General features: G+C 64.0%; 12 protein-coding genes. 6 read left to right on the top strand and 6 right to left on the bottom strand.

What is annotated here, in order from left to right; translation table 11 throughout:
- Window positions 1–92: 92 nt before the first annotated feature.
- On the bottom strand, window positions 93–1,085 hold the full coding sequence (locus ACQ4WR_RS05390; protein WP_102296718.1) for a TRAP transporter substrate-binding protein: 993 nt from the start codon (window positions 1,083–1,085) through the stop codon (window positions 93–95).
- A gap of 144 nt (window positions 1,086–1,229) precedes the next feature.
- On the opposite strand from ACQ4WR_RS05390, the gene ACQ4WR_RS05385 reads away from it, so the two are divergent.
- Both ACQ4WR_RS05385 and ACQ4WR_RS05380 read left to right on the top strand, forming a co-directional pair.
- Entirely contained in the window at window positions 1,230–3,269 is a 2,040-nt protein-coding gene (locus ACQ4WR_RS05385) for a PAS domain S-box protein (protein WP_436485775.1), read from the top strand.
- Between the two features lie 18 nt (window positions 3,270–3,287).
- Window positions 3,288–3,872 (top strand): response regulator transcription factor, encoded by a 585-nt coding sequence (locus ACQ4WR_RS05380; protein ID WP_102296709.1) that lies wholly within the window; start codon window positions 3,288–3,290, stop codon window positions 3,870–3,872.
- A 303-nt stretch (window positions 3,873–4,175) separates the two neighbouring features.
- On the opposite strand, the gene ACQ4WR_RS05375 is transcribed toward ACQ4WR_RS05380, so the two are convergent.
- Together ACQ4WR_RS05375 and ACQ4WR_RS05370 are read right to left on the bottom strand one after the other, a co-directional pair.
- Window positions 4,176–5,012, bottom strand: a complete 837-nt coding sequence (locus ACQ4WR_RS05375; protein ID WP_436485773.1) for a siderophore-interacting protein — start codon at window positions 5,010–5,012, stop codon at window positions 4,176–4,178.
- Window positions 5,013–5,034: 22 nt separating this feature from the next.
- Entirely contained in the window at window positions 5,035–5,694 is a 660-nt protein-coding gene (locus tag ACQ4WR_RS05370) for a PadR family transcriptional regulator (RefSeq protein WP_436485771.1), read from the bottom strand.
- A 114-nt stretch (window positions 5,695–5,808) separates the two neighbouring features.
- Here ACQ4WR_RS05370 and ACQ4WR_RS05365 point away from each other — a divergent pair, with 114 nt between their 5' ends.
- The gene (locus ACQ4WR_RS05365) at window positions 5,809–6,186 is read left to right on the top strand and encodes a DUF3052 family protein (RefSeq protein WP_436485770.1); all 378 of its coding nucleotides are present in this window, start codon (window positions 5,809–5,811) and stop codon (window positions 6,184–6,186) included.
- Window positions 6,187–6,192: 6 nt separating this feature from the next.
- Here the strand turns inward: ACQ4WR_RS05365 and queG are convergent, their stop codons facing one another.
- Window positions 6,193–7,284, bottom strand: a complete 1,092-nt coding sequence (queG, locus tag ACQ4WR_RS05360) for a tRNA epoxyqueuosine(34) reductase QueG (RefSeq protein ID WP_436485768.1) — start codon at window positions 7,282–7,284, stop codon at window positions 6,193–6,195.
- 88 nt (window positions 7,285–7,372) lie between these two features.
- Here queG and tsaE point away from each other — a divergent pair, with 88 nt between their 5' ends.
- The 3 genes from tsaE to ACQ4WR_RS05345 are packed head-to-tail and all read left to right on the top strand — an operon-like array spanning window position 7,373 to window position 10,099.
- Window positions 7,373–7,861: a tRNA (adenosine(37)-N6)-threonylcarbamoyltransferase complex ATPase subunit type 1 TsaE gene (gene tsaE, locus ACQ4WR_RS05355; RefSeq protein WP_102299329.1), complete on the top strand. Its 489-nt coding sequence runs from the start codon at window positions 7,373–7,375 to the stop codon at window positions 7,859–7,861.
- Entirely contained in the window at window positions 7,825–9,222 is a 1,398-nt protein-coding gene (locus ACQ4WR_RS05350) for an N-acetylmuramoyl-L-alanine amidase (protein WP_436485766.1), read from the top strand. Before tsaE ends, ACQ4WR_RS05350 begins: the two co-directional genes overlap by 37 nt.
- 13 nt (window positions 9,223–9,235) lie before the next feature.
- Window positions 9,236–10,099, top strand: a complete 864-nt coding sequence (locus tag ACQ4WR_RS05345; RefSeq protein WP_436485764.1) for a D-hexose-6-phosphate mutarotase — start codon at window positions 9,236–9,238, stop codon at window positions 10,097–10,099.
- On the opposite strand, the gene ACQ4WR_RS05340 is transcribed toward ACQ4WR_RS05345, so the two are convergent.
- The gene (locus ACQ4WR_RS05340) at window positions 10,091–11,134 is read right to left on the bottom strand and encodes a carbonic anhydrase (protein ID WP_436485762.1); all 1,044 of its coding nucleotides are present in this window, start codon (window positions 11,132–11,134) and stop codon (window positions 10,091–10,093) included. The two genes, ACQ4WR_RS05345 and ACQ4WR_RS05340, sit on opposite strands and share 9 nt — an antisense overlap.
- A gap of 162 nt (window positions 11,135–11,296) precedes the next feature.
- A complete protein-coding gene (locus tag ACQ4WR_RS05335) occupies window positions 11,297–11,947 on the bottom strand; it encodes a VTT domain-containing protein (protein ID WP_071322095.1) in 651 nt (216 codons plus the stop codon).
- Between the last annotated feature and the right edge of the window lie 6 nt (window positions 11,948–11,953).

Genomic DNA, 11,953 nt, shown 5'->3' with positions numbered 1-11,953 from the left:
ACGCTGGCACCCGCGCAGGACGCGCAGGTGCCGTTGCTGCAGAAAGACAGGGATGCCCCTGGCAGCCGCGCCGGGTGGCGCGGCCAGCACGATTACTTCGCGCTTTCCTTGTTGATGGCCGAGATCAGATCCTTGCCGATGCGCGCTTCCATGGCTTTCTGCACGGGCGCCAGCGCCTTGCGCCATTCGGCCTGTTCCTGCACCGTCAGGGTATAGATCTGCGTCTTGCCGGCTTTCTTGATGGCGTCGAGGGCCTGGTCGTTGTCGCGCTGGGCGATGGCTTTTTCAAACGTGGTCGCCTCGCGCATGGCTTTTTCCAGCTGGCCGCGGATATCGGGCGGCAAGCCATCCCAGAATTTCTTGTTGACGATGACGGCATAGCCCAGGTAGCCGTGGTTAGACACGGTCACGTGCTTTTGCACTTCATGCATCTTTTGCGTGTACATATTCGATGGCGGATTTTCCGTGCCGTCGACCACGCCCGTCTGCAGCGCCTGATACACTTCCGAGAAGGCCAGCACCTGCGGGTTGGCGCCCAGCGCGCGCATCTGCGCGTCGAGCACTTTCGAGGACTGGATGCGCATTTTCAGGCCCTTGAAGTCGGCCGGGTTGTGCAGCGGCTTGTTGGCCGACATCACCTTGAAGCCGTTGTCCCAGTAGGCCAGGCCCGTGATACCCTTGGGTTCGAGTTTTTTCAGCAGGCTCTTGCCGATTTCGCCTTCGGTAACGTTGTACAGCGCCGTCTTGGTAGGGAAAATGTAAGGCAGGTCGAACGCTTCGAATTCCTTCACGCCCAGCGGGCCGAACTTGGCCAGCGAGGGCGCCAGCATCTGCACGGCGCCCAGCTGCAGGGCTTCGAGTTCTTCCTTGTCCTTGTACAGCTGGCTGTTCGGGTACAGTTCGACCTTGACCTTGCCGTTCGTGGCTTTTTCGGCCAGCTGCTTGAAGCGCTCGGCGGCCTGGCCTTTCGGCGTGTCGGTGGCCACGACGTGGCTGAATTTGATGACGATCGGCGCTTGCGCGTAAGCGTGCACGCCGGCGGTGGCGCCGATGGCTGCGCACAGCGCGACGAACAGGGTTTTCATTTGTGGCAGTTGCATTTTTGTCTCCTGAGTGGTTTTTAAAAAACTTTATTATTTGTCTACTTGGATATTGTGCCAAAGAAACTGCCACGGCTATTGTGGTTAACCACAATAGCCGCTTCCCGATAAGCCGCTACCCTGCCAGCCATGCCGACTTCCCCCACCCTTGCGCGCCGCTTCAAGCTCTCCAGCCCGGTGCGCTGGCTGCTGCCCGTCATCCTGCTGCTGTTGTTTCTTTCCATCCTGTTCTGGCTGCCCTGGCAGGCGCGCCAGATGGAAAGCAACGAGCGTCAGGAGCAGCTGATCGCCGATACCCTGTGGGTCGAGCAGACCATCCGCTTCCAGCTGGCGCGCAACGAGGAAAGCCTGTTCAACCTGGGCGTCGACATCGCCAGCGGTTCGCTGGGCGTGGAAAAAGTGCATGAGCGGCTGCAGCAGATGCTGCGCAATGGCCGCGAACTGCAGCGCGTGCTGTGGCTCGATACGAGCGGCAAGGTGCAGGCCACCAGCGACAGCAGCCTGCCGCACACCCTGTCGTTTGCGCCCGCCTCGCTGACGGCGGCCGACAACGCGCGCCGCCTGCACCGGGGCCAGTACGCCCAGCCGTCGCAGCAGACGGGCTTTCCCGACGCGCCGCCCGGCGCCATGCTGATGGATTACCACCAGCCCCTGTTCGATGGCCAGCGCTATGTGGGCAGCCTGGTGGCTACCTACCAGATCAGTAGCCTGCTCGATGAAATGGTGCCGTGGTGGTTCGCCCAGGATAACCAGATTTCGCTGATCGACCGCGACGACAAGGTGCTGGCGCGGCGCGCCGCCGCCGGCCCGGGCCACGGCGTGTACACGCACAAGCGCGCGCTCGACGTGCCGGGCGCCACCATCACCCTGTTTACCGACAGCGTGAAAAGCCAGCCCAAGCTGCTGCCCAATCTGCTGGTCGGCTCCGTCATCGCCCTGTCGCTGGGATTGCTGTGGAGCTTGCTGGCACTGTGGCGCCACATCTCGCGCCGCCTGACGGCCGAAAGCGCGCTGCGCCAGCAGATGCTGTTTCGCACGGCAATGGAAAATTCGCTGGTGACGGGCATGCGCGCGCGCGACCTGGAAGGCCGGGTCACGTATGTGAATCCCGCGTTCTGCCAGATCGTCGGCTATCCGCCCGAGGAAATCCTCGGGCGTTTGCCGCCCATGCCCTACTGGGTGCCGGAAGCGCTGGAGGAATACCAGCAGCGCTTCGTCAAGGCGCTGGCGGGCAACCCCACACCGCAGTTCGAGACCTATTTCCAGCGCCCGGACGGCACGCGCGTGCCCGTGCTGATCTTCGAAGCGCCCTTGGTGGACAAGAATGGCCAGCAGACGGGCTGGATGGGTTCCGTGCTCGATATCTCGGACCGCAAGCGGGTCGAGGAACTGAACCGCCAGCAGCAGGAAAAGCTGCAAACCAGTTCGCGCCTGGCCACCATGGGTGAGCTGGCATCGATGCTGGCGCATGAACTGAATCAGCCGCTGGCAGCCATTTCCAGCTACACGACGGGCGCGTTGAATTTGATCCGCCGCGCCATCGACAGCGGCGCCCCGGTGGAACCCAACACCTTGAAACCGGCACTGGAACAGGCCAGCGCGCAGGCGCAGCGGGCCGGCCAGATCATCCGCAGCGTGCACGATTTCGTGCGCAAGAGCGAACCGCAGCGCCAGGATATCGCCATCCGCACCCTGATCGACGGCATCCGCGCGCTGATCGACCTGCAGGCGCGAAAATACTATGTCACCATCCAGGAAGAGATCCCGGCCGACCTGCCGCTGCTGCGCGCCGATCCCGTGATGATCGAGCAGGTGCTGCTGAACCTGACGCGCAACGCCATCGAGGCGATGCAGGACGCGGCGCCGGGACGGCGTATCATGCGCCTGCGGGCCAGCCACGACGCGCAGCAGGAGATGGTGACGGTGGACGTGATCGACCATGGCCATGGCATTGCGCAGGATGTGGCCGAGCGGCTGTTTTCGCCATTTTTCTCGACCAAGTCCGAAGGCATGGGCATGGGACTGAACATCTGCCGCACCGCCATCGAATTTCATGGCGGTGCGCTGACCTTCAGCGCCAACCCCGCCGGCGGCACCATTTTTACGTTCAGCGTGCCGGCCGCGCCGCGCGCGCCGCACTCGCCTTCACCAATAACGCATAACGCATAACGACATTCCGGAGACACCATGCTGCATATTATCGACGACGAAGAAGTCGTACGCGACTCCCTGTCCTGGCTGGCCGCCTCGCGCAGCATCGAGGCGCGCAGCTATGCCAGCGCCCAGCAATTTCTCGATAGCCTGGACGGCAGCTTCGATGCCCATGGCGACTGCGTGCTGCTCGACGTGCGCATGCCCGACATGAACGGCATCGCCCTGTTCGACCAGCTGGTCAAGCGCGACCTGACGGCGCGCCTGCCCGTGATCTTCCTCACCGGCCACGGCGACGTGCCGATGGCCGTCGACAGCCTGAAACGGGGCGCCTTTGATTTCTTTGAAAAGCCGTTCAACGACAACGACCTGATGGACCGCGTGCAGCAAGGCCTGGCCAACTCGCGCCAGGCGGGCGAACTGGCCGCCGTGCACGCGCGCCTGGCCACCCTGTCATCGCGCGAACGCGAAGTGCTGGACCTGATCTTGGCGGGAAAAATGAACAAGGTGGTGGCCGACAAGCTGGGCATCAGCATGCGCACCGTGGAAGTCCACCGCGCGCATATCTTCGACAAGATGCAGGTCAAGACGGCGGTGGAACTGGCGGGGTTGTTGAAGTAGACCTGAAACCCAGGTTCTTGACGCCGGGGTCGGACGGGGATGCCGAATCCCTGAGGGTCCGGCCCCAGTTGCAGGTCCGGCGTAGGTCGGGTTAGCGCAACGCGCGTAAGCCGACACCACCCGCGGCATCACGCAGCATCATGCCCATGGCGCCCTTTCACCCCCGCGCCGCCAGCGGTGATGTTGGATTACGCGGCGCTTGCGCGCCGCTAATCCAACCTACGCCATGCTGCGCAATGCAGGTCCGGCGTAGGTCGGCGTAGGTCGGGTTAGCGCAACGCGCGTAAGCCGACACCACCACGATCACTCGTCGTGATGCTCATGGTGCTCCTCCACCCCATGCTTCCAGTAGCTTGCCACATGCAGGTGCTGCTTCGGCACGCCGGCATTGATGAAATGTCCACGCAAGCCCTGCACCTGTGCGTGCTCGCACGCCACCCAGACATAACCGTCGCCCCCTGACGGCAGCGCGACCTTGGCCAGTTCGTCCAGCAGCAGGGCGCCGCTGCGGCCATTGCGCGCCACCCAGCGCAGGTCCAGCTGCGCCGCGCATTCGAGCGCGATCTGTTCGCCGTCCTGGACGATTTCGATCACGGCAATCGCGCGCGCAGTGGCCGGCAACTGCTCCAGGCGGCGGGCGATGGCCGGCAAGGCTGTCTGGTCGCCCACCAGCACATACCAGTCGAAATCAAGCGGCACCAGCATCGAGCCGCGCGGGCCGCCCACGCCCAGGGTCTGGCCCGGCTGCGCCTGCGCCGCCCAGCTGGCCGCGGGACCATCGCCATGCAGCACGAAGTCGATTTCCAGCTCGCGCCGTTCGGCGTCATAGCGGCGCGGCGTGTAATTGCGGGCGATGGGACGCGCCCCTTGCGCATACTGGATGGGATTGGTTCCGTTGCCCAGCACGGGGAACACGGGCTTTGTTTCGCCCGGGGCGGGGAACAACAGCTTGACGTGGTCGTCCGACGCGGGCGAGACAAAGCCTTCCAGGTCGTCGCCCGCCAGGGTGATGCGGCGCATGTGCGGCGTGATCTGCTCGGTGCGCACGACGGTCAGGACGCGCAGTTTCAAATCGTGGCGCACGCGCTCGATGGCGTGCTGGCGTGGTGGTGCTGATGCTGTTTGTGGTGCAGTCGTCATTGCTTATCCTTGTAAAGTGGGCTCAGTCGCCGGCGGCGATGGCGCTGGCGGCCTGCTCCAGCACGGCGGCCACGCGTTCGGCTTCCGCGTCGCTCCAGTTGCTCTTGTTCTGCAGCAGCGCATGTTTCAGCGCATGCATGGCTTGGTGCACGCGCTCGGGCAGGGCGCGCCGCGCCTGCATGCGGGCGAACATGTCGAGACGCTCGAGGATGCCGTCGACCTGCGCGCGGTTTTCCGTGAGGTAGGCGCGCCCCAGGTCGGTGATGGTGTAGAGCTTCTTGCCGCTGGCGCTCTCGCTGGACGTCACGTAATCCTGTTCTTCCAGCAAGGTCAGGGTCGGGTAGACGGCACCCGGGCTGGGGGCATAGGCGCCGCCGCAACGCTCTTCGATGGCCTTGATGATTTCATAGCCGTGACGGGGACTGATCTCGATCAGCGCCAGCACGATCAGCGGCAGGTCGCCGCGGCCAAAGACGCGCTCGGCCCGTTCGCCGCGCCCCCGTCCACCGGGGCTGCCATGGCCCATGCCGTCGCCACGCTCGTCAAAGCCGCGCGGGCCGCGGCCGTGCATGGCGTAGTCGTGACGTTCGTGGCGATGCTCGCCGTGATGATGGTGGTGCTGGCCGCAATGGCCGTGATGATGGCCGCCGTGGCCGTGTTCTGTGTGGTGTGAGTTTCTCATGTTTTCTCTTTAAAGATATATCGTTAGTAGGTGAGGACATTTTATAACGATATATCGATAAGTCAAGGAGAAATTTGTTATGCTCGCCTTTCCCGCCATCCACATGCCACCGCCATGCCTGACAAAACCGTTGCTGAAAAAATGTATGTAAAGAACGCGACAGCCCTGGCCGTGCTCAATGAAGGCGGCGACCATGGGCAATTGCTGGCGCAGCTGCCGGCGGAAAAGCGGGTAGGTGACAACGCCAGCGCCGACTGGCTGCTGGTGTTTGCGCGCAGCCGCGCGCAACTGGAACAGTACCTGCCAATGGCGCAGGCGCGCCTGCTCAGCGGCGGCGCCCTGTGGGTGGCGTACCGCAAGGGCGGGCTCAAGGCGGGCAGCGATATCGGCCGCGACGACATCCGCTCCTATGCGCAGGTGCTGGGACTAGACAGCGTGGCGATGGTCGCCATCGACGGGGAATGGTCGGCCCTGCGCCTGAAGCAGGCCTGAAAAACGCTAGGCGATGCCGTGCAGCGCCAGCGCCCATTCGACGTGTTCGCGCACGATGGCCGACGGGTGCTCGCGGCGCGACAGCAGGGCCGCGACGATGTCGGGCTGGCCTTTGGCCTTGGCGGCCGCATTGCCCATGCCGACGGCCAGGTTGCGCAGCCAGCGTTCGTGGCCGATGCGCCGAATCGCGCTGCCTTCCATGCGGCGGTTGAATTCCTCTTCCGTCCAGGCGAACAGCTCCACCATGCCGGCGCTGCCCAGGCTGTGGCGCTCGTCGAAATCGGGCACCACGGCGCGCTCGGCGAACTTGTTCCACGGGCAGACAGTCTGGCAATCGTCGCAGCCGTATACCTTGTTGCCGATCAGCGCGCGCATCTCGACAGGGATGGCGCCCTTCAATTCGATCGTCAGGTAGGAGATGCAGCGGCGCGCGTCGAGCTGGTACGGCCCCAGGATGGCTTGCGTGGGGCACACCGTGATGCACGCCGAGCACTGGCCGCAGCGCGGCGTTTCCGGCGCATCGACCGGCAGCGGCACGTCGACGAGGATCTCGCCAAGGAAAAAGAAGGAGCCGCCCTGGCGGTTGATCAGCAAGGTGTGCTTGCCGCGCCAGCCCAGGCCCCCCTTTTGCGCCAGTTCGACTTCCATCACGGGCGCCGAATCGCTGAAGACGCGGTAGCCGAAGTCGCCGATCTCGCCGCGGATAAGCTCGGCCAGCTGCTGCAGGCGCGAACGCATCACCTTGTGATAGTCGCGGCCGCGCGCATACACGGAGATCACGGCGGCGCCCGGATCGGCATCGCGCGCCGCTTCGTGGGCGCGCCACTCGGGTCCCAGCGCCGGCGGCAGGTAGTTCATGCGCGCGCTGATGGCGCGCACCGTGCCCGGCACCAGTTCGGCCGGGCGCGCACGCTTCATGCCGTGGCTGGCCATGTAATCCATTTCGCCGTGATACCCTGCATCGAGCCAGGCCTGCAAGGGCGCTTCCATGTGTGACAGGTCGACATCGGCGATGCGCACCTCGGCAAATCCCAGCTCGCGCCCCCATTGCTTGATGGAGCGCGCAAGGAGTTCAAGATCGGTGACAGTGGCGGACATAGGGGTTTTCAGGGGACTTTAAGCGAAACGGCGGGGACGCGGGCGGTTACAATGACATGAGCCTCCATTTTATGCGATACCGAAGACAATGACCGAACACTTCACAGCCCACCTCCATGACGAAGCCGGCACCGCCGCGCTGGGCGCCGCACTGGCGCGCGCGCTGGCGCCCGGCCTGGCGATCTACCTGCACGGCGACCTGGGCGCCGGCAAGACGGCCCTCACGCGCGCCCTGCTGCATGCGGCCGGCCATGCGGGAAACGTCAAGAGTCCCACGTATACCCTGTCCGAACCGTACACGGTGCAGCTCGACGGCCAGAGCGTCAACGTCATCCATTTCGACCTGTACCGCATGGGCAGCGCCGAGGAATTTCTCGATGCGGGCTTTCGCGAAGACTTCGACGGCCACAACATCTGCATCGTCGAATGGCCGGAAAAAGCCGAACCGGTGCTGCCGCCGGCCGACCTGAATATTTATTTGAACGTTGCGGGCACAGGCCGTGATGTAGAATTGCAAGCGTCTTCTGAATTGGGTCTGTCATGCCTTCACCGTCTCAAATTCGCCCCGAACCTTTGATTTCCTCGCCCATCACCCGGCGCACGGTCCTCAAGGCCGGCGGCACCCTGCTGTTGTCCGTGTTCGCGCCCATGTCGGCGATGGCGGCGCAAATTCTCGCCGTGCGCGTCTGGCCGGCCGAGGACTACACCCGCGTCACCCTGGAAAACGACAGCATCCTCAAGGCGACCCACTTCATCGTCAAGGACCCGGAACGGCTGGTGGTCGACATCGAAGGGCTGGAACTCAATCCCACCCTGAAAGGCCTGGTGGCGAAGATCCAGTCGAACGACCCTTATATCAAGCAGGTGCGCGTGGGGCAGAACCGGCCCAACGTGGTGCGCCTGGTGTTCGACCTGAAGGAAGAAGTCACGCCGCAGCTGTTTACCCTGCCGCCGGCAGGCTCCTACAATCACCGCCTGATCTTCGACCTGTATCCAGTGCACGAGCCGGACCTGATCGCGCAAATGATCGAAAAAGGCGACTGGTCCAGCGACCCGGCCAAGCCTTTGATGTCCGACACGCATACGCCGCCGCCCGCGCTGCCGCTGCCCGAGAGCGGCAAGCCGCCCGTGGCCGTCGCGCCGCCGGTGGTGGCCGTCGTGCCGCCCGTGCCCGACGTGCGTCCGGAACAGCGTCCCGAGGCGCGCCCCCTGCCAGGCCAGAAAGTGGTGCGCATGATTACCATCGCGCTCGACCCCGGCCACGGCGGTGAAGATCCGGGCGCCATGGGCAGCCGTGGCAGCCGTGAAAAAGACGTGGTGCTGGCCATTGCCAAGCGCCTGAAAACCAAGCTGGAACTGCAACCGAACATGCGCGTGATGCTCACGCGCGACGCCGACTTCTTCGTCCCGCTGGGCATGCGCGTGGAAAAGGCGCGCAAGGTCCAGGCCGACCTGTTCGTCTCGATCCATGCCGATGCCTTCATCCAGCCGACGGCGCGCGGTTCCTCCGTCTTCGTGCTGTCGGAAAAAGGCGCTACCTCGACGGCTGCGCGCTGGCTGGCCAACAAGGAAAACCAGGCCGACCTGATCGGCGGCGTGAACGTGAAAAACCACGACAAGCAGCTGGCCAGCGTGCTGCTCGACCTGTCGACGACGGCGCAGATCAATGACAGCATGAAGCTCGGCGCCGCCGTGCTGCGCGAAATCGGCGGCATCAACCGCCTGCACAAGGGTTCCGTCGAGCAGGCCGGCTTCGCCGTGCTGAAGGCGCCCGACATTCCTTCGATCCTGATCGAGACGGCCTTTATCTCGAATCCCGAAGAAGAAGCCAAGCTGACCGACAACGGCTACCAGGACAAGATGGCCGATGCCATCGTCACGGGCATCAAGAATTATTTCGCGAAGAATCCGCCGCTGGCGAAAAGCCGTTTGACCTGACATGGACACCCGCATGCGCAACAGCACTTTTGGCCAATTGCCGGCCGTGACCATCCGTGCCGCCGATGGCGCGCAGGCGACCGTCACCCTGTACGGCGGCCACCTGGTCTCGTGGCAAACCAGCGATGGCCAGGAACGCCTGTTCTGCAGCCGCGATTCCGCCCTCGATGGCAGCCGCGCCATCCGTGGCGGCGTGCCCGTGATCTTCCCCCAGTTCGGCGCACGCGGCAGCGGCATGCGCCACGGCTTTGCGCGCGTGGCAACATGGCAGCTGTCGGCCAGCGGCGAAACCGATGGCGCGGCATGGGCGCAATTTTGCCTGACACAATCCGACTTGCCGGAGGCGATCGCCGCCGCCTGGCCATACGCCTTTACCCTGCACCTGCGCGTGGCCGTCAAGGCATGCGCGCTGGACCTGAGCCTGTCCGTACACAACACGGGCGAGCAGGCCTTCCCGTTCTCGGCGGCCCTGCATACCTATTTTGCGATCGATGATTTGGGCCAGGCGCGCATCAAAGGCCTGCAACGCGTGCGCTATTCGGACGAGACGCCGCAGGATGCCCTGCAAGCGGAAGAATTGCTGCAGTTTGCGGACAAGCTCGACCGCATCTACTACCAGCTGCCCGGCGCGCTGGCCTTGCAGGCCGGCAGCCATACCCTGCGCATGGAGCAGCAGGGCTTCACGGATGCCGTCGTGTGGAATCCAGGCGCACAGGACGCCGCCGCCCTGCCCGACCTGGCAGGCGACGAGCAGCCGCGCTTCATCTGCATCGAGCCGGCGCTGATCCAGCCCGATACGCTGGCAGCTGGCGCCGAGTGGGTCGGCCGCCAGCGCATTGAGGTCAGTCCCGCCGGGTCTGAACCCGCTTCAGTTTGACTCTTTGATGATGCGGCCATTGGTGGGCTGAATCGGGCGCGCGTTCAACGGATACAAACGGCTGAACAGCGCCATCTGCGCCGCCGATGCCTGCACCGGCTGCTTCATCACCATCCACAGCACGCCTTCGCTGCACGGCGGCTCCGTCATCGATCCCATATAGGTGTAGTAGTCGCGCCGCGCCGGCAGCATTTCGGCCGGGTCGAGCAGGATCGATGGCTGCATGGTCTCGAATTTTTCCAGCGGCAGGTTGTTCCACACGGTCTGGATGGTCGCCTGCGGCGCGCCGCGTTCCAGCAGCAGGGCCAGGATGGCCAGCCGTCCTTGCGCGTCGCGGTGCACCAGATGCACCACCATCTCGAACACCTTGCCGTTGATGCGCTCTTCGGACGGGCGGTGGAAATGGAATTGCTGCAGCTCGAACATGCGGTTCTGCACCGTGATGTAATTGCCGCCACTGACACCCACCTGCACCGTGTGGCCGTTGTCGACGACGCTGAACGACGAGGGATGGTAGTCAAAGCTGATCTGTTCCAGTTCCACCTTCATGCCGTCGCGGATGTCGATCGGCGACTGGCGGTTGCCGTTGCCGCACTTGGCCCAGTCCACATTGATCTTGCTCCAGTTGGCAGGACCGCTGTCGCCCTCGTACGACCAGTGCGTGCCGCGCGGCACGGGCGGTGGCGGCGGTGGCGCCGCCTTCACCACGGCGGCGCGCTTGGCGCGGGCAGCGGCGCGGGCCGCCTGCGTGGCGCGCATTTCCGCCAGGCGCGCGGCAATGCGCTCGGACAGGTCGACTTCGGCCGCCTCTTCCTTCTCGCGCGCCGTGGGCGCCACGATCACGGGCGCCTTGGCCTCCTTGCCCTTGACAGACTCGGTCAGGGTTTTCATGGCGGCCGCGCGCGCCGACGCCGACATGGGGGCGCTCGCCGGCACGGATGCGGCGGCAGCTGCCGCAGCGGGGGCATCTTTGGCGCTGGCCATCGCCGTGACCACGGCAAGGCTGCAAGCTAACAGGGCGCTCAAATGTCGCATGGAAATCCAGAAAGTAAGAATACCTTCTGGTTTACGGCTCGAAAGCAACAAAACTTGAATCAGAGCAGGAGGAAAACAGCAATACGGAAGAGAAAAACCGGTCCAGGGCTGCCGCGGGCGGTGCCGCGGCGTGTTTGCCCTGGATCAATACAGCGCACGGCCTCAGGCCGACTTGCCAACCATGCGCTTGTAGAGTTTCCACATGCCGCCCAGTACCACCGGCACGACGGCGGCGCCGACACCGATCAGCACGATCAGGGTCAGGTGGTCGCGGATCCACGGGATGTTGCCGAAGAAGTAGCCAGCCGTCACCAGGCCCACCACCCACAGCAGGGCGCCCGTCACGTTATACATCTGGAAGCGCGCATGCGTCATGTCGGAAATACCGGCAACAAACGGCGCGAAGGTACGCACCACCGGCACGAAACGCGCCAGGATGATGGTCTTGCCGCCGTGCTTTTCAAAGAATTCATGCGTGCGGCGCATGGCATCCTTGTTGATCCAGCGGTAGTCGTGGGTAAACACCCTCTGTCCGATGGCTTCGCCTATCCAGTAATTGAGCGTATTGCCCGTGATGGCGGCCGTGACCAGCAGGAAGATCAGCAAGCCCAGATGCATCTGTCCCGTCGCGCAAAACGCGCCGGCGATAAACAGCAAGGTATCCCCCGGGAAGAAAAACAGGACCACGAGGCCTGTTTCACAAAAAATAATGGCAAACAGCACCGCATACACGAGGGTGCCGTACTGCTCGATCAAGATACCCAGCGTCTTGTCGACATGCACGATCATGTCGAGGAATTGCACAAAATCCATATATTT

The organism is Janthinobacterium amylolyticum, assembly GCF_051380655.1.
Taxonomy (GTDB): Bacteria; Pseudomonadota; Gammaproteobacteria; order Burkholderiales; family Burkholderiaceae_D; genus Janthinobacterium.
The sequence above is the reverse complement of the archived record's forward strand: the minus strand, read 5'-3'. Positions and strand labels throughout refer to the sequence as shown.

Bases quoted from the DNA above. Each gene is read 5' to 3' on its own strand.
- ACQ4WR_RS05390 (WP_102296718.1), bottom strand. From the start codon at position 1,085: ATGAAAACCCTGTTCGTCGCGCTGTGCGCAGCCATCGGCGCCACCGCC.
- ACQ4WR_RS05385 (WP_436485775.1), top strand. From the start codon at position 1,230: ATGCCGACTTCCCCCACCCTTGCGCGCCGCTTCAAGCTCTCCAGCCCG.
- ACQ4WR_RS05380 (WP_102296709.1), top strand. From the start codon at position 3,288: ATGCTGCATATTATCGACGACGAAGAAGTCGTACGCGACTCCCTGTCC.
- ACQ4WR_RS05375 (WP_436485773.1), bottom strand. From the start codon at position 5,012: ATGACGACTGCACCACAAACAGCATCAGCACCACCACGCCAGCACGCC.
- ACQ4WR_RS05370 (WP_436485771.1), bottom strand. From the start codon at position 5,694: ATGAGAAACTCACACCACACAGAACACGGCCACGGCGGCCATCATCAC.
- ACQ4WR_RS05365 (WP_436485770.1), top strand. From the start codon at position 5,809: ATGCCTGACAAAACCGTTGCTGAAAAAATGTATGTAAAGAACGCGACA.
- queG (WP_436485768.1), bottom strand. From the start codon at position 7,284: ATGTCCGCCACTGTCACCGATCTTGAACTCCTTGCGCGCTCCATCAAG.
- tsaE (WP_102299329.1), top strand. From the start codon at position 7,373: ATGACCGAACACTTCACAGCCCACCTCCATGACGAAGCCGGCACCGCC.
- ACQ4WR_RS05350 (WP_436485766.1), top strand. From the start codon at position 7,825: ATGCCTTCACCGTCTCAAATTCGCCCCGAACCTTTGATTTCCTCGCCC.
- ACQ4WR_RS05345 (WP_436485764.1), top strand. From the start codon at position 9,236: ATGCGCAACAGCACTTTTGGCCAATTGCCGGCCGTGACCATCCGTGCC.
- ACQ4WR_RS05340 (WP_436485762.1), bottom strand. From the start codon at position 11,134: ATGCGACATTTGAGCGCCCTGTTAGCTTGCAGCCTTGCCGTGGTCACG.
- ACQ4WR_RS05335 (WP_071322095.1), bottom strand. From the start codon at position 11,947: ATGGATTTTGTGCAATTCCTCGACATGATCGTGCATGTCGACAAGACG.